The organism is Nonomuraea ceibae (assembly GCF_019396325.1).
In the GTDB taxonomy this organism is placed as follows: domain Bacteria; phylum Actinomycetota; class Actinomycetes; order Streptosporangiales; family Streptosporangiaceae; genus Nonomuraea; species Nonomuraea ceibae.
The window spans coordinates 19,622-44,040 of sequence record NZ_JAHKRO010000082.1 but is presented as its reverse complement, the minus strand read 5'-3'; the positions used below and the strand labels follow the sequence as shown (position 1 = coordinate 44,040).

18 protein-coding genes are annotated in these 24,419 nt (G+C 74.7%); 14 read left to right on the top strand and 4 right to left on the bottom strand.

What is annotated here, in order from left to right; all coding sequences use genetic code 11:
* From KME80_RS35505 to pgfA (KME80_RS35495), 3 genes are all read left to right on the top strand, one after another.
* Positions 1-444: hypothetical protein (locus KME80_RS35505; RefSeq protein ID WP_219511303.1), on the top strand; the 444-nt coding region annotated here is incomplete at its 5' end.
* A complete protein-coding gene (locus KME80_RS35500) occupies positions 441-2,255 on the top strand; it encodes a hypothetical protein (RefSeq protein WP_219511301.1) in 1,815 nt (604 codons plus the stop codon). The genes KME80_RS35505 and KME80_RS35500, both read left to right, overlap by 4 nt.
* 2 nt (positions 2,256-2,257) lie before the next feature.
* Positions 2,258-3,226 (top strand): cell envelope lipid trafficking protein PgfA, encoded by a 969-nt coding sequence (gene pgfA / locus KME80_RS35495; RefSeq protein ID WP_219511300.1) that lies wholly within the window; start codon positions 2,258-2,260, stop codon positions 3,224-3,226.
* Here the strand turns inward: pgfA (KME80_RS35495) and KME80_RS35490 are convergent.
* Positions 3,167-3,919, bottom strand: a complete 753-nt coding sequence (locus KME80_RS35490) for a methyltransferase domain-containing protein (protein ID WP_219511298.1) — start codon at positions 3,917-3,919, stop codon at positions 3,167-3,169. The two genes, pgfA (KME80_RS35495) and KME80_RS35490, sit on opposite strands and share 60 nt — an antisense overlap.
* 20 nt (positions 3,920-3,939) lie before the next feature.
* Here KME80_RS35490 and KME80_RS35485 point away from each other — a divergent pair, with 20 nt between their 5' ends.
* Positions 3,940-5,757: a hypothetical protein gene (locus KME80_RS35485; RefSeq protein ID WP_219511296.1), complete on the top strand. Its 1,818-nt coding sequence runs from the start codon at positions 3,940-3,942 to the stop codon at positions 5,755-5,757.
* Here the strand turns inward: KME80_RS35485 and KME80_RS35480 are convergent.
* Positions 5,703-6,947: an acyltransferase family protein gene (locus KME80_RS35480; protein ID WP_308126057.1), complete on the bottom strand. Its 1,245-nt coding sequence runs from the start codon at positions 6,945-6,947 to the stop codon at positions 5,703-5,705. The two genes, KME80_RS35485 and KME80_RS35480, sit on opposite strands and share 55 nt — an antisense overlap.
* A 119-nt stretch (positions 6,948-7,066) precedes the next feature.
* Between KME80_RS35480 and pgfA (KME80_RS35475) the strand changes: the two genes are divergently transcribed.
* From pgfA (KME80_RS35475) to KME80_RS35455, 5 genes are all read left to right on the top strand, one after another.
* Entirely contained in the window at positions 7,067-7,975 is a 909-nt protein-coding gene (gene pgfA, locus KME80_RS35475; protein ID WP_219511290.1) for a cell envelope lipid trafficking protein PgfA, read from the top strand.
* Positions 7,972-8,859 carry a decaprenyl-phosphate phosphoribosyltransferase gene (locus KME80_RS35470; RefSeq protein WP_219511288.1) on the top strand — a complete coding sequence of 296 codons (888 nt, stop codon included), beginning with the start codon at positions 7,972-7,974 and terminating at the stop codon, positions 8,857-8,859. Before pgfA (KME80_RS35475) ends, KME80_RS35470 begins: the two co-directional genes overlap by 4 nt.
* Entirely contained in the window at positions 8,856-10,163 is a 1,308-nt protein-coding gene (gene dprE1 / locus KME80_RS35465) for an FAD-binding oxidoreductase (protein WP_219511286.1), read from the top strand. Before KME80_RS35470 ends, dprE1 begins: the two co-directional genes overlap by 4 nt.
* Entirely contained in the window at positions 10,160-10,933 is a 774-nt protein-coding gene (dprE2, locus tag KME80_RS35460) for a decaprenylphospho-beta-D-erythro-pentofuranosid-2-ulose 2-reductase (RefSeq protein WP_219511284.1), read from the top strand. The genes dprE1 and dprE2 overlap by 4 nt, the downstream gene beginning before the upstream one ends.
* 83 nt (positions 10,934-11,016) lie before the next feature.
* Positions 11,017-12,123 carry an NAD(P)H-dependent flavin oxidoreductase gene (locus tag KME80_RS35455; protein ID WP_219511283.1) on the top strand — a complete coding sequence of 369 codons (1,107 nt, stop codon included), beginning with the start codon at positions 11,017-11,019 and terminating at the stop codon, positions 12,121-12,123.
* A gap of 8 nt (positions 12,124-12,131) precedes the next feature.
* Here KME80_RS35455 and KME80_RS35450 read toward each other — a convergent pair whose 3' ends face one another.
* Positions 12,132-12,941 (bottom strand): crotonase/enoyl-CoA hydratase family protein, encoded by an 810-nt coding sequence (locus tag KME80_RS35450; RefSeq protein ID WP_219511281.1) that lies wholly within the window; start codon positions 12,939-12,941, stop codon positions 12,132-12,134.
* 108 nt (positions 12,942-13,049) lie between these two features.
* Here KME80_RS35450 and KME80_RS35445 point away from each other — a divergent pair, with 108 nt between their 5' ends.
* From KME80_RS35445 to KME80_RS35425, 5 genes are read left to right on the top strand one after another with little or no spacing between them, the layout of a single operon-like run.
* The gene (locus tag KME80_RS35445) at positions 13,050-14,594 is read left to right on the top strand and encodes an acyl-CoA synthetase (RefSeq protein ID WP_219511279.1); all 1,545 of its coding nucleotides are present in this window, start codon (positions 13,050-13,052) and stop codon (positions 14,592-14,594) included.
* The gene (locus KME80_RS35440) at positions 14,584-15,486 is read left to right on the top strand and encodes a Zn-ribbon domain-containing OB-fold protein (RefSeq protein WP_308126056.1); all 903 of its coding nucleotides are present in this window, start codon (positions 14,584-14,586) and stop codon (positions 15,484-15,486) included. The genes KME80_RS35445 and KME80_RS35440 overlap by 11 nt, the downstream gene beginning before the upstream one ends.
* On the top strand, positions 15,483-16,502 hold the full coding sequence (locus tag KME80_RS35435; protein WP_219511277.1) for a thiolase family protein: 1,020 nt from the start codon (positions 15,483-15,485) through the stop codon (positions 16,500-16,502). The genes KME80_RS35440 and KME80_RS35435 overlap by 4 nt, the downstream gene beginning before the upstream one ends.
* Positions 16,502-17,650, top strand: coding sequence for a thiolase family protein (locus tag KME80_RS35430; RefSeq protein WP_219511304.1), 1,149 nt, complete (start codon positions 16,502-16,504; stop codon positions 17,648-17,650). Before KME80_RS35435 ends, KME80_RS35430 begins: the two co-directional genes overlap by 1 nt.
* Entirely contained in the window at positions 17,650-19,230 is a 1,581-nt protein-coding gene (locus KME80_RS35425; protein ID WP_219511276.1) for an acyl-CoA synthetase, read from the top strand. The genes KME80_RS35430 and KME80_RS35425 overlap by 1 nt, the downstream gene beginning before the upstream one ends.
* Here KME80_RS35425 and KME80_RS35420 read toward each other — a convergent pair whose 3' ends face one another.
* A complete protein-coding gene (locus KME80_RS35420; protein WP_219511274.1) occupies positions 19,231-24,192 on the bottom strand; it encodes a hypothetical protein in 4,962 nt (1,653 codons plus the stop codon). It abuts the gene before it with no gap.
* Positions 24,193-24,419 lie beyond the last annotated feature (227 nt).

Below are 24,419 nucleotides of genomic sequence, written 5' to 3'. Positions count from 1 at the left end.
GTGGCGCTGGCGCTGACGCCCGGCCGGGGGCGGCTGCGGCGGCTGCCGCCGTGCCGGCCCGCCGCGCCGCGCGGGGGCCTGATGCTGCCCGTGGCCGTCGCGGTCGGCTACTGGGTGGGCGGGCCGGCGGGCGCGGCGGTCGCGGCGCTCACGTTCCTGCCGGGCCTGTGGCTGCGCCCGCTGCGCGACGCCGAGCACCTGCGCGCGGGACCGCGGGCCCGGCTGCTGCGCCCGCTGTCCGGCCCGTACGCGGGCATCGCGCTGTATCTGGTCGCCGCCGCCGGGGTCGCGGCCGGCGTGGGCGGGCTGTGGACGCAGCTCCTGTGCGTGCCGCTGCTGGCGCAGCTCTGCGTCGAGGCCGCCGCCAGGACACGGCCCGCGCCCAGGACCCGAGCCCCCGTCCCCGTCGCCGCGGGCGGCCCGACCATGACGAGCGTGCCATGACGACGACGGAGCAGCCCGGCCGGATCGTGATCGCGGTACCCGGGCCGCTGGTCAGGGCGGTGCGCCGGCACGGCGTGGTGCTGACCGGGGTCGTGATGGTCGCCGCCGCGCTGGCGTGGAAGGCGGTGCTCCTCCAGCACGCCTACTTCAAGGAGGACGACTACGAGTTCGTGGCCAGGGCGGTCGAGAGCGGGCTCTCCTTCGACTACCTGACCCGGATCCACTTCGGCCAGTTCATGCCCGGCGGGTTCCTGCTGGCCTGGCTCTCGGCCCGGCTGGAGCCGTACGGATGGGGGGTGGCGGCGGGCGGCGTGCTCGTGCTGCACGCGGCCGCCGGGCTCGCCGTGCTGCGCATGCTGCGGGTCGTGTTCGGCGCGCGGCCGGCGATCCTGGCGCCGCTGCTCGTGTTCCTGCTGGCGCCGATCACGTTCCCGGCGCTCGCCTGGTGGGCGGCGGCGCTCAACACGGTGTTCCTGCAGCTCGCGCTGCCGATGGCGGTGGCCTCGCACTGGCATCACGTGCGCACCGGGCGGCTGCGCCACGCGGTGGCGGCGGCGGCTTGGGTGCTGGTCGGGCTGCTCGGCTTCGTCAAGGGCTTCGCCGTGCCGCTGGTGCTGCTCGCGCTGACGGCGATCTACTTCGGCGGGCTGCGCAGGCGCCTGGCCGCCTGGCTGATGTACGCGGGCGTGCTGGCCGCGTTCGGCGCCCTGTACGCGCAGCGGTCGCTGGCCGCGCCGAACACCGGCGGCCTGCCCCTCTTCGACCAGGCCGCGAGCTTCCTGTGGGAGCTGCTCGGCAGGACGTTCGCGACGACCGTGCTGGGCGGGCCGTGGAAGTGGTTCGCCGGGAACGACTGGGGCGTCGCCGCGCCGCCCACCCCGCTGGTGGTGCTCTCGCTGCTGGTCCTCGCGCTGCTGGTCGTGGTGACCGGCTACTACCGGCGGCGGGCGTACCTGGCCTGGGGGCTGCTGCTCGGCTACGCCGTCGTGGCCGACGCGCTGCCCGTCCTGTGGGGGCGGGTGCACCTGCTCGGCTCGTTCGCCGGTACGGACACCCGCTACGTGGCCGACGCCGCGCCGCTGCTCGCGCTCGTCGTCGGGCTCGTGCTGCTGCCGCTGCCCGGTGAGGCCGAGCCGTACCGCAGGCCGCTGCCCGCCAGGGAACGGGTGAGCGGGCTGTGCGGCACGGCCCTCGGCGTGTTCGCGGGCGCGTCGCTCGTCTCGGTGACGATCTTCGCCGGCTACCTGGGCGCGGACCGGCGGCACGGCTACATCGAGACCGCCCGCGCCGAGCTGGCGAAGGCCGCGCCCGGCGCTGTCGTCTACGACCGGCTGGTGCCCGCCGACGTGGTGCCGGGCGGCTACCGCACCTACAGTCTCACCTCCAGGGTGCTGGGCGCGATGGCGTCGCCGCAGCTCCGGGCCCGCATGCAGGACCCGCCTGCGGCGCTGGACGGCCTGGTCTTCGACGACCTTGGCCGGCTGCGGCCGGTGGAGGTCGCCGGGACCGAGCTCGCGCCGCGCACGCCCGACGGCTGCTGGCCCGCGACGGGAGGGACCGTGCAGGTGCCGCTGGCCGCCTCGCCGCCGCGCGTCGAGGGCACGCTGATCCGGCTCGGCTACTCCGCCCGCGCCGACACCGAGGTCACGCTGTGGATGGCCGACCGGCCCGTCGACGTGAAGCTGCGCGCCGGGCTCGGCAAGGTGTTCATGGTCGCCGAGCCGGGGGCGGACCGCATCGTGCTGCCCGACCTGCCGCCCGGCGTGTGCGTCGGCGCGGTCACCCCCGGTCAGGCGGTGCCCGTCCCGTGACCGTGAGCCGCACGACCCTCGCGCTGGTCCTGGCCGCGACCGGGGCGTTCCTGCTGACGATGGTCCCGCTGATGCGCTGGCACGTCTCCGCGCGGGTGTTCGTGGCGCCGCTGGAGCAGCAGACGATGACCAGGTCGGTGGCCGAGTCCGCGACCTACCTGGACCCGGCCACGATGAAGCCGCAGCGGGGCCCGCTGGTGCTGACCCGCTGGCTGATCGGCGACGTGCTGGCCGGGGACGAGCGGCGGGCGGTGTGGACCGAGTCGGTCTCGCTGGCCACCCGCGACGACCGGCGGCTCGACTACCACGAGCGGCGGCTGGCCTTCGACCGGCGGACCGGCGTGATCGTCAACTGCTGCGGCGAGTATCTGGACGAGGACGCCCGGATCAAGCAGTCGGGCCAGGCGTACCGGTGGCCGTTCGGGGCGGAGCCGCGCGACTACACGCTGTTCGACCTGCGGCTGCGGCGGGCGGTGCCGGTCACGTACGAAGGGGTCGAGCGGGTGCGCGGCGTCGAGACGCACCGCTACGCGCAGCGCACGCCGAGGCAGCTCGTGCCGGGGGAGCAGCCGCCGGTGCCGCGCCGGCTGCTCGGGCTCAAGGGCGCGGGCGACGTGGGCGTGGCCCGCTACGCGGAGATCCGCCGGACCTTCTGGGTCGAACCGGTCAGCGGGCTGCCCGTGAAGACCGCGGACCGGGTGACGGAGACGCTCGTCACGGCCGACGGGAGCGGCAGGCTGGTGGCGCTGGACGCCGACTTCACCACGGCGGCGGGCGACGTGCGGGCGGCGCTGGAGACGGCGGCCTTCTACCGGCGCTGGGAGCTGATCGCCGGGACGGTCGCGCCGGTCGGCGGCGGGCTGCTCGGCGCGGGCTGCGTGGCCGCCGCGCTGTGGCTGGCGCGGCGGCGCTCACCTGCGGCGCAGGACCAGCAGCAGGTTCCAGGTGACGAGCTCGCGGACGCCAGGTAGGTGGACGACATGCCGGGCCCAGCGCGGGTGGTAGCGGGGGATCGCGTCGAGCACGTCCACGTCGCGGTGGCGGCGCGCCCACGCCAGCGGCCCCGCCACGCCGACGGCGAACATGCTCTCCCCGTAGACGTTCTTGGGCGGCCTGCCGTGCGTGCGCTCGTAGCGGCGGGCGGCCCGGTGGCCGCCGAGGTAGTGCCACGGCGAGGTCTCGTGGCCGCCCCAGGGCGACAGCCAGATCGTGTAGGACAGGTAGACGACGCCGCCCGGCCGGGTGACGCGGACCATCTCGTCGGCCATGCGTCGCGGGTCCGGCACGTGCTCCAGCACATTGGACGAGAAGCACACGTCGACCGAGCCGGTGGCCAGCGGCAGGTCCAGCGCGCTGCCCAGCACCGCGTCGCGCGGGGGCGCGCCGTCGCGCAGCCGCATCTCGCCGGCGTCGCAGTCGACGCACACCGGGCGCGCCCCCGCCGCGCGCAGCGCGTCGGCGAAGTAGCCGGGCCCGCCGCCCACGTCGGCCACCGTCGCGCCGTCGAGATCCGTGTACGTGCCGAGCTGCGCCACCGTGTCGGCGGCCAGCGTGCCGTAGAAGAAGTCGGGATCGCTCTGTTCGAGGCGGAAGGCGCGCAGCAGCCGGACGGACCTCGCCAGATCCGCCCGGAACGGTGCAGGGGTGTCCACGGCGCGGAGCATACTCCAGAGGAGGGAACGCGTTGACGGTCCAGGACGAACGCCCCGCCGGCTTCCAGATCACCCTGCCCTCCCTCGGCACCGGTCCGGTCGTCGGCGCCGGTCTGCTGCTCGTCGCGATCTCGCTGGCCTTCAGGGCGAGCGTGCTGGGCCGGGCGTACTTCGTCGAGGACGACTTCCTGTTCGTCGCCGCGGCCGGTGACAGCGGCCTGACCTGGGACTATCTGACCCGGGTGCACAAGGGGCACTTCATGCCGGGCGCGCTCGCGCTGGTGTGGGTGCTCTCGGCGGTCGCGCCCTACAGCTGGGCGCTGGTCTCGTTCGTGACGATCGCGCTCCAGGCGGCGGCGTCGGTCATGTTCCTGGTGCTGCTGCGGCGGCTGTTCGGCGACCGGCCCTGGGTGCTCGCGCCGCTGGCCGTGTACGTGTTCGCGCCGCTGACCGTGCCCGCGATGAGCTGGTGGTCGGCGGCGCTCAACGCGGTCCCGCTCCAGCTCGCGCTGGCGGGGGCGCTGGCCGCGCACGTCCGGTACGCCAGGACCGGGCAGGGCAGGTGGCACGCGCTGATCTGGACGGCCGCCGGCATGGCCTTCTCCACCAAGGGGGTGTTCATCCCCTTCGTGATCCTCGGGGTGTCCAGCGCGTTCCTCGGCAGGGGGCTGTGGGCCCGCTCGATCCTGGCGGAGCTGCGCCGGCCGGGCTGGTGGGCGCAGGGGGCGCTGCTGGCCGGTTACGCGGTGCTCTACCTGCTGCGCCGCGACAGCGCCGGGTCCGACGCGCTGACCGGGCCGAAGGCCGAGCTGGTGCCGGGGGTGGTGCGCCGGCTGCTGGGCGAGACGTTCCCGACAGGCGCCGTGGGCGGGCCGCTGCGCTGGGGCGGCGTCACCGCCACCGGGGGCCTCGCGGACCCGGAGGCGGTCACGGTGGTGGCCTCGTGGGCGCTGATCGCGCTGCTGGTGGCGCTCACCTGCGTGTACCGGCGGCGGGCCTGGCGGGCGTGGGCGATCCTGGCCGCCTACGTCGTGGTGGCCGACGCGGTCCCCACGGTGATCGCCCGCGCCACGCTGTGGGACATGGTGGGGGCCGAGACGCGCTACGTCGCCGACGCCGCCGTGCTGTTCGCCCTCTGCCTGGCCCTGGCCGCGCTGCCGGTCGCCGGGGAGGAGGACGCCGTGCGGCGGCGGACGCCCGGCGGCCTGCCCGCCGCGGCGGGCACGCTCACGGCCGCCTTCGTGGTCGCGGCGCTGGTCTCCACCAACGCCTACGCCGACACCCTCACCGGCGACCGCGTCAGGACCTATCTGGACGCCGCCCGGCAGTCGCTGGCCGAGGCCCCGGACCTCGACGTGTACGACCGGCCGGTGCCGCCGCACATCGTGCTGCCGTGGAACGGCTCCCGGCGGCTCACCTCGAACGTGCTGGGCCCGCTGGCCGACCCGGAGACGCGGCGGCGGATGCGCGACCCGCGCCCGTCGGCCAGGCCGTACGTGTTCGACGACGCCGGGAAGCTGGTGCCGGTGGGCCGGGTGGTGCCGTTCTTCGACGAGGTGGCCGGGGCCGAGTGCTATCCGGCGGGCGCGGTGTTCCCCGTCGAGTCGATGGGCGGGCCCGGCATGGTGGTCGCCCTGGCCTACACCAGCGAGGTGCCGGTGCGGGTGGTGGCCGACCTGGGCGGCACGGAACGGGCGGCGAGCCTGCCCGCCACGCCCGCCGACGGCGGCCTGTTCTACGTCCCGCACGACGGCGCGGGCGCCGGGCTGCGCGTCACCGTGGCGGGCGCCGGGGCTCAGGACTTCTGTCTCAGGGCGGTCGCGTTCGGCGAGCCGGGGCCCGCCCTGTGAGGCACGAACCGGATCAGCGCCCTGGCCGGCTCCTCGACCCAGCGGTAGGTGAGCGCCGACAGCCCGACCGTGATCGCACCGATCGCGACCAGGTTGACCAGCAGGTTGCCGCTCCACGGCTGCTGCCCGGTGAAGTCGTACCAGAGATAGATCACCACGAACTGCCACAGGAACACGCCGTAGGAGATCTCGCCCAGCCGGCTCATCACCCGCCCGCCGATCACCCGCCGCACCCGCGTGACCCCCTCGGGCTCCAGCGCGGCGGGCGCCACCAGGCAGAAGGCGATGACCGTGTAGAGGAGCTGCTCGGAGAACGCGGTCCAGATGCCGCCCAGGCCGACGAAGCGCGGCCCGGTGAGCGGCGTGGCCGCGATGGCGTACGCCAGGCCGGCGATGACCCACAGCGTGCCCCACGAGGCCGCCAGGGCCGCGCCCAGCCGCCGTGCCGGGCCGTCCTCTGCCCTGGCCCAGACGGTCAGCACCGCCAGGGCCATGCCGGGCACGAAGAACGTCCACGAGCGCGGCAGCCACACGTTCATCCACGGCCGGTACTCGGGGAAGTACTCGAAGATCGTGTACACGTACGAGAGCGCGCCGAAGACGGCCAGGCCGATCAGCAGGCGCTTGGCGCGGGCGGCGACGCCGGGCCCGGCCCGCAGCGCGAAGGCGCGCAGGGCGGCGGCCATGAGCGGCAGCGTGAGGTAGAAGGCCGCCTCGACCGCGAGGCTCCACATCTGGCCGAGCCCCTTGGGCCCGAGGCCGAACCACCACGGGTCGAGGTCGTAGATGTGCACCAGGAACAGCATCTTCGCCCACGTCCACACGTCGCCGCGGTGCGCGCCGCCCCACAGCAGCAGCGCGACGGCGACGACCAGCCAGTACGCGGGGACGATCCGGAAGAAGCGCCGCCACAGGTAGCGGCCGGCGGCGGGCTCGGGGTCGCCGGTCAGCAGGGCGGCCGCCCACGGCCGGTAGAGCAGCAGGCCGGAGAGCGTGAAGAAGATCGGCACGCCGATCTCGCCGCGCGACAGCAGCCCGCCGAGGAAGCCGGGCTGGAGCGCCGTGCCCGCCTCCATGGAGACGTGGAAGAGCAGGACCGCGAGGGCGGCGACGGCGCGGATGCCGTCGAGCGCGGGCTGGCGGCCGGACACCACGGGTCTGCCCGCCGATGTAGAACCTGTTTCGGTCACGTTTCCGCATCCCTGGTGACGTCGCTCACTGGCGGCAATAACATACCGGCAAGTAGAACTCGTTTTCAGTACGTAATCGCCCAAAACCGGCATCCGTGCACCTGTCCCATGGAGGTTCCATGAACCGGGTCGTTGGAAGCGTTCTGATCGCCATCGGTGCCTTTCTCGTCGTGCTGTCCCCCCTGACGCACTTCCAGGTGGCCTCGGCGCTGATCGCCGCCAAGGCCGACCAGTACGGGATCAGCAACCTCCGGGCCACGGGCGCACAGTACTTCAGCGCCGCCGACGGCAAGGTGCTGACCGCCGACCTCGACATCACCGTCACCACCCGGGGCGACGTCAAGGGAGCCGAGGGCGACACGGTCGTCTGGGACGAGTTCACCTACGTCAACGACGTCACCCACAGCAAGCCGATCGACTACACCGAGCGGCGCAGCGCCTTCGACAAGCGCTCCGGCGTCGGCCTCAACTGCTGCGGCGTCAGCATCGACAAGGAGCCCGTCCAGCTCCAGGGCCAGATCTACAAGTTCCCCTTCGACGTGGAGAAGAAGAGCTACCAGGTCTTCAACTCCACGGCCGGCAAGGCGTTCGAGGCCAAGTTCGTCGCCGAGGAGCAGGTCAACGGCCTGACCGTGTACAAGTTCGAGCAGACGGTCCCGGAGACCAAGACGGAGACCAGGACCGCCCCCGCCGCCTGGTTCGGCATGGGCGAGTCGGGTGACGTCCAGCTCGACCGCGTCTACTCCGGCGTCAACACCTACTGGATCGAGCCGGTCACCGGCGCGCCCGTCAAGCAGGAGCAGCAGCGCAACGAGGTGCTGCGCAGCCAGGACGGCGTCGAGCGGTCCAAGGCGTTCGTCGCCCACGCCAAGATGACGGACGAGACGGTCAAGAAGCTCGTCGACAGCGCCGCCGACAGCAAGAGCCAGATCACGCTGATCAGGACCACGATCCCGCTCGTGCTGGCGATCGTCGGCGTCGTGCTGCTGGCCGTGGGGATCTTCGCGGTGAGCCGCAAGCGCGCATGAGCCAGGACGGGGTGGTGGCGCGGCCCGTCGCCGCGCCCGTCCTCGGGCTGATCAGGGCGGCCCGGCCGCGCCAGTGGCTGAAGAACGTGCTGGTGCTGGCCGCGCCCATGGCCGCCGGAGTGATCGGCGAGCCGCGCAGCCTGCTGGCGGCGATGCTCGTGTTCGCCGCGTTCTGCCTGGCCGCCAGCGGGTCCTACCTGCTCAACGACGCCGCCGACGTGGCCGCCGACCGGCTGCACCCGCGCAAGAGCAAGCGGGCGGTCGCCTCCGGCGTGGTGCCGGTGCCGGTGGCGCGCTGGACCGGCGTGGCGCTCATGGTGCTCGCCCCCGGCGTCGCCGCGCTCACCGGCGACTGGCGTCCGGCCGCCGTCGTGGCCGGCTACCTGGCCCTGACCCTCGCGTACACGCTGTGGCTCAAGCACGTCGAGGTCGTGGACCTGATCGCGGTCGCCGGCTGCCACGTGGTCCGCGCCTACGCCGGGGCCGTCGCCGTGGACGTGCCGGTGACCGGCTGGTTCCTCGTCGTGGTGTCGCTGGCCGCGCTGCAGCTCGTCGCGGGCAAGCGGGAGACCGAGCTGCGCGCCCAGGGCGTGAGCGGCACCCGCGCCACGCTGGCCGCCTACACGCCCGCCTACCTGTCCCAGGTCCGCGTCATGTGCTCGGGCGCGATGATCGTGACCTACTGCCTGTGGGCGCTCAACGCGCACGCGAACCTGTTCTACGGGCTCAGCATCGTGCCCTTCGTGCTGCTCGTCCTGCGGCACAATCTCCTGGTGGACCGGGGGATCGGAGAAGAGCCCGAGGAGCTTGCCGTGCGCGACCCGCAGATCAGGATCTTCGCCGCGCTGCTGATCGCGCTGGCAGGGCTGGGGATCTACACATGACGACGTTCCTGACCGGGTGGGGCCGCACGTCACCCTCCCCGGCGACCGTGGTCAGGCCGCGCGACGCCGCCGAGGTGGCCGCGCTGGTCGGCGCCGCCCCCGGCCGCGGCCTCCTGGCCCGCGGCCTCGGCAGGGCGTACGGCGACGCCGCCCAGAACTCCGGCGGCCTGGTCCTCGACTGCACCGGGCTGGGCGGCTGGAGCTTCGACGAGGCGACCGGGCTGGTGACCGCCTCGGCCGGGGTGAGCCTGCACGAGCTGATGACGGCCCTGGTGCCGCGCGGCTGGTTCGTGCCCGTCAGCCCCGGCACCCGTCACGTCACCGTCGGCGGCGCCGTCGCGGCCGACGTGCACGGCAAGAACCACCACCGCGACTCCTCCTTCGGCGCCCACCTGCGCTCGCTCACGCTGGTCACGGCCGACGGCGCGGTGCGCACGCTCACCCCGGACGAGCCGCTGTTCCACGCCACCGTGGGCGGCATGGGGCTGACCGGCGTGGTGTGCGAGGCGACGTTCGGCTGCGTGCCCGTGGCGAGCTCCCTCATGCGGGTGGACGTGCGGCGCACCGGCGACCTGGACGAGACGCTGGCCGCCATGGCCGACGACGACGACCGCCACCGCTACACGGTCGCCTGGATCGACCTGCTGGCGCGCGGGCGCCGGATGGGGCGCGGCGTGCTGACCAGCGGCGACCACGCCGAGCGTGGCGCCCGCGACTTCGCACCCCGCACCCTGCTGCGCGCCCCCCGCCGGGCCCCCGGCGGGCTGCTCAACGGCGTGAGCGTGCGGGCCTTCAACGAGGCGTGGTATCGCAGGGCGCCCCGGCGGGCGAGCGTCGTGCAGGGGATCGCGCCGTTCTTCCACCCGCTCGACGCCGTCGAGGGCTGGAACCGCGTCTACGGCCCGCGGGGCTTCGTCCAATACCAGTTCGTGGTGCCGTTCGGAGCCGAGAAGACGCTGCGGGAGATCGTCGGACGGCTGTCGTCGACCGGGACCGTGTCGTTCCTGACCGTGCTCAAGCGGTTCGGAGCCGGGTCCAGCGGGCTGCTGTCGTTCCCGATGCCGGGCTGGACGCTGGCCCTCGACATCCCGGCCGGGCAGCGCGGGCTGGGCCGGCTGCTGCGCGGCTTCGACGAGCGGGTCGCCGAGGCGGGCGGGCGCGTCTACCTGGCCAAGGACTCGCGGCTGCGAGCTGACATGATGGCCCGCATGTATCCCGGGCTGGACCGGTGGCGGCGGATCAGGGACGAGGCCGACCCCGCCGGGCTGTTCCGCTCCGACCTGGCCAGGAGGCTCGGCCTGTGAAGAACGCTCTGGGCGCGGTCGACACCGTGCTGCTGCTCGGCGGACGCAGCGAGATCGGGCTGGAGATCGTCCGGCTGCTGGTGGGGCTGGGCGCGAGCCGGATCGTACTGGCGATGCGCGAGCCCGGCGGCCCGCCGCCCGCCGTGACGCCGAACGTCGAGCGGCCCGCCGGGGCGGCGCCGCCCGAGGTGCACGTGCTGCCGTTCGACGCGCTCGACGCGGCCTCCCACGGCGAGGTCTTCGACAAGGCGGTGGAGCTGGTCGGCGACCTCGACGTGGTGATCTCCGCGTTCGGCGTGCTGGGCGGCCAGGACGCCTACGACGCCGACCCGGCGGCGGCCATGACCGACGTGGCCGTCAACTACGGCGCGCACGTGTCGGCGGGCCTGCACGCGGCCCGGGTGCTGCGCCGCCAGGGCCACGGCACGCTCGTGGTGCTGTCGTCGGTGGCGGGCGCGCGGGTGCGCCGGGCCAACTTCGTGTACGGGTCGGCCAAGGCCGGGCTCGACGGGTTCGCGCAGGGGCTCGGCGACGCGCTGCACGGCACCGGGGCCCGGGTGCTGATCGTGCGGCCGGGGTTCGTGATCGGGCGGATGACCGAGGGGCTGACGCCGGCGCCGCTGTCGTCGACGCCCCGGCAGGTGGCGCTGGCCACGGTGCGGGCGCTGCGTGAGGGCCGAGCGAGCGTGTGGGTGCCTCCGGCGCTCGGGCCGGCGTTCGGCCTGATGCGGCTGCTGCCCCGCGCGCTCTGGCGCCGGATGCCGCGTTAGAACCCGTTCCACAGAACCCGGTGTAGCCGAACCGCGGAGTAGAACACGTTGCAGTTGGCGGGGTCGCGGCTTATCGTCGAGCCATGCGGACCCGGGTCACGGACATGTTCGGAATCGACCTCCCGATCTTCGCTTTCAGCCACTGCCGGGACGTGGTGGCGGCCGTCAGCCGCGCCGGAGGGATGGGCGTGCTCGGCGCGCTCTACTTCACCCCGGAAGAGCTCGAACGGGAGCTCAAGTGGATCGACGACCACGTGGACGGCAAGCCGTACGGCGTCGACGTGGTCATGCCCGCCTCCTACGAGGGCGCCGACTTCGCGCCCGAGGAGCTCGTCGGCCGCCTCCAGGGGATGATCCCGCAGGGGCACCGGGAGTTCGTCGACGGCCTGCTGGCCGCCCACGGCGTGCCGCCGCTCGGCGAGGACGCCGACGCCGGCCGGGTGCTGCTCGGCTGGACAGACGCCACCGCCCGCCCGCAGGTCGAGGTCGCGCTGCGGCACCCGATCGCGCTGCTGGCCAACGCGCTCGGCCCGCCGCCCGCCGACATCGTCGAGCTGGCCCACGCGCACGGCGTCAAGGTCGCCGCGCTGGCCTCCACGCCCCGCCACGCGCTCAAGCAGGTCGAGGTCGGCGTGGACGTGGTCGTCGCGCAGGGCACCGAGGCCGGCGGCCACACCGGCGAGATCTCCACCATGGTCCTCATCCCGCAGGTGGTCGACGCGGTCGACGTGCCCGTGCTGGCGGCGGGCGGGATCGGCAACGGCCGCCAGATGGCCGCCGGGCTGGCGCTCGGCGCGGAAGGCGTGTGGACCGGCTCGCTCTGGCTCACGGTCGAGGAGGCCGACACGCCGGAGATGGCCAAGCGGCGCATCCTGGAGGCCACCTCCCGCGACACGGTCCGCTCCCGGAGCTGGACGGGCAAGCCCGCCCGCCTGCTCAGGAACGAGTGGACCGACGCCTGGGAGTCGGCCGGGTCGCCGGGCACGCTGCCGATGCCGCTGCAGTTCATGCTGGTGTCGGACGCGCTGCGGCGCATCGGCCGCTCCGATGCCGCCGAGCTGGCCACGTTCCCGGCGGGCCAGATCATCGGCATCACCAACCAGGTCCGCGCCACCAAGGACGTCGTCTTCTCCCTCGTCGAGGAGTACGCCGACGCCCTGGAGCGGCTGGAGCGCATCACCCGCGACTGAGCGGCGCGTCAGCGGCCCCGGTAGACGGGCAGGCGCTTCTCGCGGAAGGCGAGCGTGCCCTCCTTGGCGTCCTCGGAGCCGATGACCGGCCAGCCGAGCTCGTCGGAGACCTTGAGCGCCTCGGGCTCCGGCAGGCCGAGCGTGTCGCGGTAGGCGCGCAGGATGGCCTGGACGGCCAGCGGGCCGCTGGCCGCGACGTCGGCGGCCAGCTTCAGCGCCTCGGGCAGCGCCTGCCCGTCGGGGACGACGCGGTTGACCAGCCCCATCGACAGGGCCTCGGCGGCGGTGACGGCCCGCCCGGTCAGCAGGAGGTCCATGGCGTGGCAGTACGGGATCTGCCGGGGCAGCCGGATCGCGCTGCCGCCCATCGGGAACAGCGCGCGCCTGGCCTCGAACAGGCCGAGCGTGGCCGACTCGGCGACGATGCGCAGGTCGGTGCCGACCAGCAGCTCGGTGCCCCCGGCCACGGCGTGGCCCTCGACGGCGCTGATGATCGGCTTGGTGGGCAGGTCGGCGCGCAGCAGGCCCTTCCAGTGGTAGTCGGCGATCTTCGCGCCGCGCGCCTGGACCTCGGGGTCCTGCGGCGGCCGGCCCATGGCCTTGAGGTCGGCGCCCGCGCAGAACGTGCCCTGCGCGCCGGTCAGGACGGCGACGCGGACGGACGGCTCGGCCGACACGTACGCCCATGCGCTCGCCAGGCCGATCAGCATGTCCGACGACAGCGCGTTGCGGGCCTCGGGGCGGTCCATGGTGACGACGACCACGTGGCCGTCCCGTTCGACGCGGCAGTGGGGGGTGCTGATCGGCAGCGATTCCACGGACACCTCCTGAAATCAAGCGCTTGCTCCCACATTAGCGGCGGGTTACGCTCCCGGAAAGAAACGAGAACAGGTTCTCGTTTGTCTGCGCCCGGGTGAGGAGTTCCGATGGGCACGCTCGGTTTCTGGAGACTGGCGCAGGCGGACCCCGGCTGGGTCGCCGCCGTGGACCCCGACGGCACGGAACATCGCGCCGGTGACCTGCTGGCCAGGGCGAACCGGCTGGTGCACGGCCTGCGCGAGCTCGGGCTGCGACCCGGCGACGGCTTCTGCGGGCTGGTGCCCAACGGGGCCGACGGCCTGGTGCTCTACCTGGCCGCGTTACAGGCGGGCTGGTACTACACGCCGATCAACTGGCACCTGACCGGCCCGGAGATCGCCTACATCCTGGCCGACAGCGAGGCCCGCGCGTTCTTCGCGCACCCGCGCTACGCGGCCGAGGCCGCCCGCGCCGCCGAGGCCGTCGACCCCGGCAGGTGCTTCGGCGTCCCGGAGCTCCCCGGCTTCCGCCCGCTGAGCGACCTGACCGACGGCAGGCCGGACACCCTGCCCGGCGACCGGACGGCCGGCGCCACCATGCACTACACCTCCGGCACCACCGGCCGGCCCAAGGGCGTGCGCCGCCCGCTCAGCGGCCTCGACCCCGACGACGCGGCCGAGCTGATGACGTTCCTGCCCGGCCTGTTCGGCATCACGCCCGGCCGCCCCAACGCCCACCTGGTCACCTCGCCCGGCTATCACACGGCCGTCACCCAGTTCGGCGGCACCGCCCTGCACATGGGCCACACCCTCGTGTACATGGACCGGTGGGACGCCGAGGAGATGCTGAGGCTCTGCGAGCGCCACCGGGTGACGAACTCGCACATGGTCCCCACGCACTTCAAACGCCTGCTGTCGCTGCCCGCGGAGACCCGGGACCGCTACGACCTGTCGTCGCTGAGGTGGATGATCCACGCCGCCGCGCCCTGCCCGGTGCCGGTCAAGCGGGCGATGCTGGACTGGTGGGGCGACTGCGTCTACGAGTACTACGCGGCCACCGAGGGCGGCGGCACCCTGGCCACCCCCGCCGACTGGAAGGCGCACCCCGGCACCGTCGGGCGGGCCTGGCCGATCAGCGAGCTGCTCGTCGTCGACGACGCGGGCGACCCGGTGCCCACCGGCACCCCCGGGACCATCTACATGAAGATGATGGGCGCCTCCTTCGAGTACAAGGGCGACCCGGCCAAGACCGAGGCGAACCGGCTCAAGGACTACTTCACCGTCGGCGACATCGGCTACCTGGACGAGGACGGCTTCCTGTTCCTGTGCGACCGCAAGGCCGACATGATCATTTCGGGCGGGACCAACATCTACCCCGCCGAGATCGAGAACGAGATCGTCGTCCACCCCAAGGTCGCCGACGTGGCCGTCTTCGGCATCCCGGACGAGGAATGGGGCGAGCAGATCAAGGCCGTCGTCGAGCCCGCCCCCGGCGCCGAACCCGGGCCCGAGCTGGCCCGGGAGATCCTGGCCTCGCTGGAGGGCCGGCTGTCGCGGATGAAGTGGCCCAGGACCGTCGACTTCATCGCCGAGATGCCCCGCGAGCCCAACGGCAAGCTGCTCAAACGCAAGCTCCGGGCGCCCTACTGGGAGGGACACGAGCGTGCCATCTGACGAGCCGCTGACGGCCGAGCACGTGCTGGAGTTCCCCGGCGGCTACACGCGCACCACCGGGCCGGTGATCGGCCGGTTCCTGACCGAGCTGCGCGCCGGGCGGCTCGTCGGCGTGCGCACCGCCGAGGGCCGGGTGCTGGTGCCGCCGCTGGAGTACGACCCCGCGACCGGCGAACCGGTCACCGGCGAGTACGTCGAGGTCGGGCCCGCCGGGACCGTCACGGCCTGCGCCTGGGTGCCCGAGCCGCTGGACGGCCACCCGCTGGACCGGCCGTTCGCCTGGGCGCTGATCAAGCTGGACGGGGCCGACACGGCGCTCGTGCACGCCGTGGACGCGGGCAACCCCAAGGCCGTCGCCGCCGGGACCCGGGTGTGGCCGGTGTGGCGCGGCGAACGCACCGGTCACATCACCGACATCTCCTGCTTCGCGCCGGAGGTGACGAAGATCGTCTCACCGGTGCGGAGCGCGTACACGCTCAGGGCGGGCGGGGCGCTCGGCGTGTTCCTGGAGGGCATCGGGCGCGGCGTGTTCGTCGGCGGGCGATGCGGCGGCTGCGGCAAGGTGTACGTCCCGTACCGGCTGTCGTGCCCGGAGTGCGGCCTGCGGATCGCCGAGCGGACCGAGCTGCCCGGCACCGGCACCGTCACCACCTTCGCGATCAACAACCTGCCCGACCCGCGCGCCCCCGAGGTGCCGTTCGTGTCCGCGTACATCCTGCTCGACGGCGCGGACGTGCCGATGATCGCGCTCGTCGGCGGGGTGCCCGCGCACGAGGTGCGCCACGGCATGCGGGTGCGCGCCGTATGGGTCCCCGAGGACGAGCGGAAGCCGTCGATGGCCAGTGTGCGGTGGTTCGCCCCCACCGGCGAGCCGGATGTGGAGCTGTCATGAGAAGGGTGGCGATCGTCGCCTTCGCCCAGAGCGAGCACACCGACCACGACACCGGGCTGGCCGAGCCGGAGCTGATCCTGCCCGTGATCGACGCGGTCAAGGCGGCCACCGGGCTCAGCCGGTTCGGCTTCACCTGCTCCGGGAGCTGCGACTACCTGGCGGGCGCGCCGTTCTCGTTCGTCTCGGCCCTCGACGCGCTCGGCGCCTGGCCGCCCATCTCCGAGAGCCACGTCGAGATGGACGGCGCCTGGGCGCTGTACGAGGCGTGGGTGCGGCTCCAGCACGGGGACGTGGACAGCGCGCTGGTGTACGGCTTCGGCAAGTCCACGCCCGGCGATCCGCGCACGCTCATGACCCTGCAGCTCGACCCGTACTACCTGGCGCCGCTCGGGCTCGACCAGGTGTCCTACGCGGCGCTGCAGGCGTCGGCGGCGGGCGTGCCGCGCGCGGAGCTGGACGCGATCGTCCGGCGCAGCCGGGCCGACGGGCGGCGCAACCCGTACGCGCTCGACCTGCCCGACGAACTGGCCGCCGACCCCGTCGCGGGGCCGGTGCTGGCCTGCGACGTGGCTCCCGTGACCGACGGCGCGGCCGCGGTCGTGCTCGCCGCCGGCGACCTGGCCGCCGAGCTGTGCGAGCGGCCCGCGTACGTGACCGGCATCGCGCACCGCATCGAGCCGCACTACCTCGGCCTGCGCGACCTGTCCAGGTCCGCGTCCGCCGCCGACGCCGCGCGGGCCGCCGGGGTCGGCAAGGGGCCCGTCGAGGTGGCCGAACTGCACGCGCAGTTCGCGCACGAGGAGCCCATCCTGCGCCGCGCCCTGGAACTGCCGGACGACACGGTGATCAACCCGTCGGGCGGCCCGCTCGCCGCCAACCCCGTCATGGCCACCGGCCTGATCCGCATCGGCGAGGCCGCCCGCCGCGTCCACGACGGCACCGCCCGGCGCGTCGTCGGCCACGCCGCCGGCGGGCCCTGCCTGCAGCACAACCTCGTCACCGTCCTGGAGGCATGATGGCGCAGCGCTGCGCGGTGATCGGCGTCGGGCAGACGCACTACACGACCAAGCGCCGGGACGTGTCCATGGCCGGGCTGGTGCGCGAGGCCGCGCTGCGCGCGCTGGAGGACGCCGGGCTGACGTTCAAGGACATCGACGCGGTCGTCATCGGCAAGGCCCCCGACCTGTTCGAGGGCGTCATGATGCCCGAGGCGTACCTGGCCGACGCGCTCGGCGCCGCCGGCAAGCCGATGATGCGCGTGCACACCGCCGGCAGCGTCGGCGGCTCCACCGCCCTCGTCGGCGCCGGGCTCGTCCAGGGCGGCGTGCACGAGCGGGTGCTCGTCGTCGCCTACGAGAAGCAGTCCGAGTCCAACGCCACCTGGGCGCTGTCCACGCACCTGCCGTTCAGCTCCTCCCTCGTCGTCGGCGCGGGCGGCTACTTCGCCCCGCACATCCGCGAGTACATGCGCCGCACCGGAGCCCCCGGCCACATCGGCACGCTCGTGGCCGTCAAGGACCGGCTCAACGCGCTGCGCAACCCGTACGCGCACCTGAAGATCCCCGGCATCGACCGGGCGATGGTCGAGTCCACCCCCATGCTGTGGGAGCCGATCCGCTACCTGGAGACCTGCCCGTCCAGCGACGGCGCCTGCGCGCTCGTGCTGTCGTCCGAACGCGCCGCCACCGGCACCCCCGCCTGGGTGCACGGCGGCGCCATGCGCTCCGAGCCGATCTTCCGTGCCGGGCGCGACACCGTCAGCCCGCAGGCGGGCAAGGACTGCGCCGCCGACGTCTACCGGCAGGCCGGCGTCACCGACCCCCGGCGGCAGATCGACGTCGCCGAGGTGTACGTGCCCTTCTCCTGGTACGAGCCGATGTGGCTGGAGAACCTGGGATTCGCCGCCGAGGGCGAGGGCTGGAAGCTGACCGAGTCGGGCGCCACCGCGCTCGACGGCGACACCCCGTGGAACCCCTCGGGCGGCGTCCTGTCCAGCAACCCGATCGGCGCGTCCGGGCTGATCAGGTTCGCCGAGGCGGCGCTCCAGGTGCGCGGCGCGGCGGGGGAGCACCAGGTGGACGGCGCCCGGCTGGCGCTCGGGCACGCCTACGGCGGAGGAGCCCAGTTCTTCGCGATGTGGATCGTCGGACGGGAGAAGCCCTGATGGAGTTCAACCACGCTGACCTGTACGAAGGGCTCGCGGACGCGATCGGGGACCGGGTCGCCGTGGTCTGCGGCGCCGAACGCCGCACCTACGCCGAACTCGACGCCGAGGCCAACCGGCTCGCCCACCACCTGAAGGACCTCGGCGTCCGGCCCGGCGAGCACGTCGGCATCCACCTGTGCAACGGCGTCGAGTACGTCGCCGGGCTGCTGGCCGCCCTCAAGATCCGGGCGGTGCCCGTCAACGTCAACTACCGCTACGTCGAGGCCGAGCTGCTCTACCTCTACCGCGACTCCGACATCCGGGCGCTGCTCTACGACGTGGAGTTCGACGCCCGGGTGGCCGCCGTCGCCGGCGACGCGCCCCGGCTGGAGCACCTGATCGCCGTCGGCGGGTCGTCGGCCGTCCCGTACGCGGTCCCGTACGAGGAGGCGTTACGCGCCGGGCGGCCCGAGCGCGGGTTCGGGCCGCGCTCCGGGCAGGACGTGTACATCATCTACACCGGCGGCACCACCGGCCTGCCCAAGGGCGCCATGTGGCACGTCGAGGACCTGTTCATGGCCTTCGGCGGCGGCAACCCGTACGGCGAGCCGCGGGCCACGCCCCGCGAGGTGGTGGAGGAGGCCACCAGGACCGCCCCGATGATCATGATGGCGGCGCCGCCCCTCATGCACGGCGCCGCCCAGATGGCCACGTTCATCACCTGGTGGATGGGCTCCACCATGGTGTACGTGCGCAAGTTCCACGCCGCCGAGGTGTGGCGGACCGTCGAACGCGAGCGCGTCTTCACCCTCAACATCACCGGCGACGCCATGGCCAGGCCGCTCGCCGAAGCCCTGGAGGCCGGCTCGTACGACGTGTCCTCGCTGTGCGTCGTCAGCTCCACCGGCGCCATCCTCAGCGGGGCGGTGCGCGACCGGCTCCAGGAACTGCTGCCCAACGTGATCATCCTCGACAACTTCGGCTCCACCGAGTCCGGCTACACCGCCTCCGGCATCGCCGGCTCCTCGCCCGAGACCGGGCTGCGCTACCGGCCGAACGCCACCGCCGGGCTGGCGGTGCTCGACGACAAGCTGCGCCCCGTCACGCCCGGCTCCGGCGAGCTCGGCACCGTGGCCAAGGCCGGGCGGATCGCGTTCGGCTACTACAACGACCCCGGCAAGACCGCCCGCACCTTCGTCACCGACTCCGCGGGCACCCGCTGGCTGCTGACCGGCGACCTGGCCAGCGTCGAGCCGGACGGCACCGTCAACGTGTTCGGCCGCGGGTCGCAGTGCGTCAACACCGGGGGCGAGAAGGTCTTCCCCGAGGAGGTGGAGGCCGTGCTCAAGGGGCATCCCGCCGTCTTCGACGCCGTCGTCACCGGCGTGCCCGACGAGCGGTGGGGCAGCAGGGTCGCCGCCGTGATCGAGCCCCGGCCCGGCCTGCACGTCACCGAGGCCGAGCTCGACGCCCACTGCCGGCGGCTGCTGGCCGGCTACAAGGTGCCGCGCGCGTGGGCGTTCGTCGCCGAGATGATCCGCTCCCCGGCCGGCAAGGCCGACTACCGGTGGGCCAAGCAGGTGCTCACCGGAGGGTGATCACTGGGCATCGGTAGCGCGCAGCACCGTCTCGCGCACCCCGGCGGCCATGGCACGCAGCGGTGCCACGCGGTCCGCCTGCTCCGGGGGCACCCGCTCCTGCTCCGCCAGCGACCAGCCCGCCGCGTCCAGCGCCGCCCCCGGCCGGTCGAGCGCCACCAGCCCCGCCGCCAGATACGCGTACGTCAGCGCCGACGTCGCCGGGTCGTCAGGCTCGTCGCACAGGTCGGCCGCCCGCTCCAGCAGCGCCACCGCCTCCGCCGTCCGGCCCGCCTCCAGCAGCGCGATCCCGTACAGCGCCGCCGCCCGGCCGCCGCCCGGCACGTCCGCCGCCCGCGCCAGCACCGTCAGATCCGGCCGGCCCAGCTCGTGCAGCAGCCCGCCCAGCCGCCCCAGCGCCGCGCCCAGCTCCGCCCCGTAACGGGCCGGATCGCACGCGGCCAGGCACTCCAGCACCCGCACCGCCAGCTCCGCCCCGTCCGCCGCCGTCTCCGGATCGCCGACGACCTCCGTTACCGCCGCGTACGTCTCCAGGCAGCGCCCCAGCAGCTCGTACGCCTCCGCGCCCGCCCGCACCGGGACGTCACGCTCCAGCGCGGCGGCGTGGTCCGTCAACGGCGGCAGCAGCTCGGCCATCGCCTCCGCCAGCCGCGCCCGCTCCCCGGGGCCGCCGCGCGAGGCGGCCTCGAACGCCACCCCGAGATAACCGGCCAGCTCGCCCAGCACCTCCAGGCCGCCCGCCGGACCCTCCAGCGCCCGCCCGTAGAACGCCGCCGCCTCGGCCGGCTCGCCCTGGTCCACGTACCGCCCGCCCAGCCGCAGCAACGCCAGCCGGTGCGTCGCCGCGACCTCGGGAGCCACCGGGACCTGCTCGTCGAACAGCCCCGACAGCAGGGTCGTCCCGCGCACCAGCTCCACCGCCGCCCGCTCACCGTCGCCGAGCAGGCTCCGGCACAGGCCGCTGAGCTGCAGACACGTACCGGCCAGCACCTCACGGCCCACCGGCGGCAGCACCGCCAGCGCCGCACCGGCCGCCTCCAGCGCCCCCTCCAGATCGCCCCTGGCCAGCCGGATCCCGCCGCGCAACCGCAACGCCCCGGCCAGCGCCGCCACCCCCACCCCGGCGGGCACCCCCCACTGCCTCGACTCCCGCGACGGCTGCTCCACCTGGGCGCGCAGCAGCTCGACCAGTCGGTCCGCGGCAGCCTCCGCCTCCGCGTCGCGGCGCGTCCTGGACAGCGCCGTGGCCGCCAGCACCAGGCGCTCCACCAGCTCCAGCCGCACCTCCGGCCCGCACGCCGCCACCGCCGCCGTCAGGTGCGGCACCGCCTCCTCGTCCCGGCCCAGCGCCACCAGCGACCGGCCCAGCGCCGCCGCCACGCCCCCGGCCAGTCCCGTACGCGCCTCCGCAGGGACGTACCGGTCGAGCAGCTCGGCGGCCTGCTCCGCCAGCACCACGCCGTCCGCCGGGCGGCCCGTCGCCGCCCACGTCCAGGCGAGCCTGGCCTGCACCGCGACATGCTCGCGCACGTCGCCGTCGCCGCGCCGGTGGTCGGCCAGCTCCCGTTCGGCCTTGGTCACGTCCTCCTCGGGGCGCACGCTCGACACCAGGTTGATCAGCGCCGGCGGAGGCGGCGCCGCCTCCGCCTCCCGGCCCCGCTCCACGGCGGCGAGCACGTCCACCCGCCGCTCGCCCCGCTCCCGGTACAGCTCCGCGGCCCGCTCCAGGTACGCCGTGCCGTCGACGTTGCGGCCCAGCTCCAGCAGGCACATGCCGAGCAGCCGCGCCCCCCTCGCCGACAGGCCGCCGCCGGTCGCCGCCTCGCGCAACGGCTCCAGCGCCTCCTCCGCGCGCCCGTCACCCAGCAGGCACTCGCCCAGGTCGAGCAGCCGCCGTACGAGCTCGGGCCGATGCCCGTCCGGCTCCGTCACCACCAGCGCCCGCAGGCACGCCACGGCCTCGGCCGCGCTCACGGCCGCCTCGCCGTAGCGGCCCCGGTCCGCGTACAGCCCGGCCAGCTCCCCGGCCGCCGACGCCAGCTCCGCACCCAGGCCCGGCTCCCGCGCGGCCGCCCCGCGCAGCCTCGCCACCGCCTCGGCCGCCGGGACCAGCGCCCCGTCCGCCTTCCCCAGCCGCCCGGCCACCCGCCGCAACGCCCGCCACACACCCTCGTCCGCCGCCTCCGGCAGGGCCCGCGTGGCGGCGGCCGCCAGCGCCGTCCCGAGCTCCCTCAGCCTGCCCTCGTCCAGCGCCATCCCGGGCCCCATCGGCATCGGCCCGCCCGTCATGTCCCCGGCCCGGCCCGCGCCGGTGCCTGCGAGCAGCACGTCCCCGACGGCCCCGGCCAGCTCCACGTCCCCGCCCGCAGCCGCGAACGCCGCCACCGCCTCCCCGAGCCGACCCGCCCCGAGCAGCGCACACGCCAGGTTGTACTGCGCCCCGGCGGCCTGCCCGGCATACCCGGCCTCCACCTCGGCCAGCCGCCGAAACCGCCCCGCCGCCTCCCGCGCCACATCCACCGGGGTAGGGGCGCCCACCGTTTCCCGCGCTGCGGGCTCCGGGGGCGGCGCGTCCGTTGCCTCGGGCGCTCGCTCGTGCGGCGGCCTCTCCCGGGGTGCGGCCGGTGGGTGCCCGGTGGCCGTCTCTCGTGCTCGTCCGTGTGGTGCGGGCTCGCGTGACGGCGTCTCCCCGGGTGGGGTGGTCAGGAGGAGGCAGGCGGCGTGGTTGAAGAGGGCCTGGGCGGCCGGGTGGGTGTCCGGGGGTGTGGTGGCGAAGGTCTCGACGGCCTCTGCCGCGGCGGCGGTCGCCTCCGGGAGCCTGCCCAGGGCCGCCAGCCGGACGGACAGGTCCGACAGGGCGGCGGCCAGCTCGGCGGGGTCGCCGCCGGCGCGCAGCGACTCGGCGCGCAGCTCCGCCAGCGTGGCCTCCAGCGCCCGGAGCCCGAGCTGCCCGGGCGGGCCCGGCGGCACCGCCATCGCCGCCCGGGCCAGCGCGGGCTCGTCGCGTAACGCCCGCACGGCCGCGTCCAGCAGGTCGCCGAGCTGCTCCCCGGGACCGGTGGCCGCCTCGACCGCCATCCGGTCGAGCCGGCCGGTCAGCAGGGCCAGCAGCGCTTCCCGGACCCGCGCGTCGCCGCACGCCGCCCGCAGCACCGCGAGCATCCGCGCCAGGTGCCCGGCCGTGCGCGTCGGGTGGTCGTGCAGGGCGAGCACCAGGTCGGTGAGCTCGTCGACGCCGCCGAGCAGCCGTTCGGCCACGACCGCCGAGGCGGGCCCGTCGTCGTCGAACCCCGCCGCGCCCGGCACCACGGACAGCAGCGCCCGCCGCTCGCCGGGGGCCGGTGCGGTCAGCGTGACGACCGCCGCCGCCTGACGCCAGGCCGGGTCGCCGTGCCTGGCCTGCTCGTGTTCGAGGAGCCGCTCGACGGGGTCGCCGCCGGGCTCGGGGGCCAGTCCCCGTACGCGCATCAGCGCGGCGACGTGCACCTGGAGCGGCCGGTCCGGCTCGTCCTCGCGCGCCTGCGGGTGCCGGTGGGCGGGCCGCTCGTCGCCCACGACGAAGAACCGGCCCGGGGCGGGCTGGTCCTGCCGGGGCGCGGGCGGGGAGCTCACCTGGGCGGAGTGCAGGGTGAAGGCGTGGGTGGCGGCGGTGGCATGGGCGGTGCGTTCGACCGGGCTGAGCGGCCGGGCGTCGAGGTGGATGGCGGTGCGGGTGAGGTGCTTGAGCAGCCCGCCGGCCGCCGCGTCGAAGCGCTGCCACCAGTCGGGCCCGGCGTGGGCCCGTGCCACGAGGAGGACGCGTACGCGAGGGTTGTGCGGGTGGGCGGCCAGCCGCCGGATCAGCTCGCCGGGCAGGGCGGCCGACGGCTCCGGGAGGTCGACGACCAGGAGCGTCGGGCCCAGGGCGTCCAGCGGGACGGCCGGGCCGGACAGGGGCGGGAGGCGGAGGAATCCGGTGTCCCAGCCGATGGAGCCGAGCTCGTCGCAGAGCTCGGCGGCCAGGCGGGTCTTGCCGGTGCCGCCCGCGCCGGTCAGGACCGCGATCGAGAGGCGGTCGGGGCTCGCGGCCCAGCTGCGCAGCGTGGCCAGCTCGTGGGTACGGCCGAGGAACGGGACGACGGCGTGGCGCGGGGCGAGCAGCGCCCAGTCGGGGGAGCCGGGCGGCAGCTCGTCGAGGGCGGACAGCAGCAGGTCGGGCAGGAGGAGGCCGGGCTCGCCGGTCAGCTCCTCGACCTGCTCGGGCCGTACGCCTGCCAGCTCGCGGAACCCGGCGTCGGCGAGCAGCGCGGCGACGGGCACGATGTCCAGCCGGCGGTGGGCGTGCCCGGAGCGGCCGGCGCGCACGACGCCGAGCACCTGCCGGCCGTGAGCGCCGACGAGCGCGGCTCCCGAGAGCCCGAGCCAGTCCGGCAGCGCCACGTCCGCGCCGCCGGGCGCCTCGGCGGGGGGCACGGCGGAGGGCACGGCGGGGGGCACGGTCCAGCCGGTCACGGTGGCGGTGGGCGGGCCCCAGCCGGGGATGCCGTCGAGGTGGCCGGTTGCCGTGATCATGGGGCGGTGGCCGTTCGGGTGGGTGGGGTGGTCGCCGTTGGGGTGGGCGCGCGGGTGGTCGTCGCGGCTGTGGGCGAGGGCGTAGCCGTACGCGACGCAGGGCAGGCCGGCCTGCCGGGTGGCGGCCCAGCGGACGTGGTCGATGCCTGGCACGTTCCGCCAGGGCGCGTCGGGGACGCGGAGGAGGGCGGCGTCGGTGCTGCCGCGCCCGCGCCATACCTGCTCGGCCTCGGCCCACCAGGGCCAGCGCGAGGAGCGCACCTGGCAGGGGGACTCGGGGTCGCGCGCCGAGGTCAGCACGAGGTCGGGGCCGATCACGTACCCGGATCCGGTCGCGCCGACGAGGTCGTCGTGACCGGAGTAGACCTCGACGACCCGCTGGAGCCCGAGGCTGTGCGGTGGCCTGTGCATGGGGCCCGCCTCTTCGCTACATGCCGTCCGAAGTGTCGTCCATGACGAGGGTGTCACCCTTTCCGGCCGCTGCGAAGGCGGTGGCGGGGTGACATGGGGTTCGCCGATGGCGGGTGCCGCGCAGAAACGCCTGAGCCCCCGCCACCCGCTCACTATGGCACTAGAGACACGAAATTTCCGGCTTGTCGCTCTTCTTCGCCGCCTGGCGATCATTCGGGAAGAGGCAT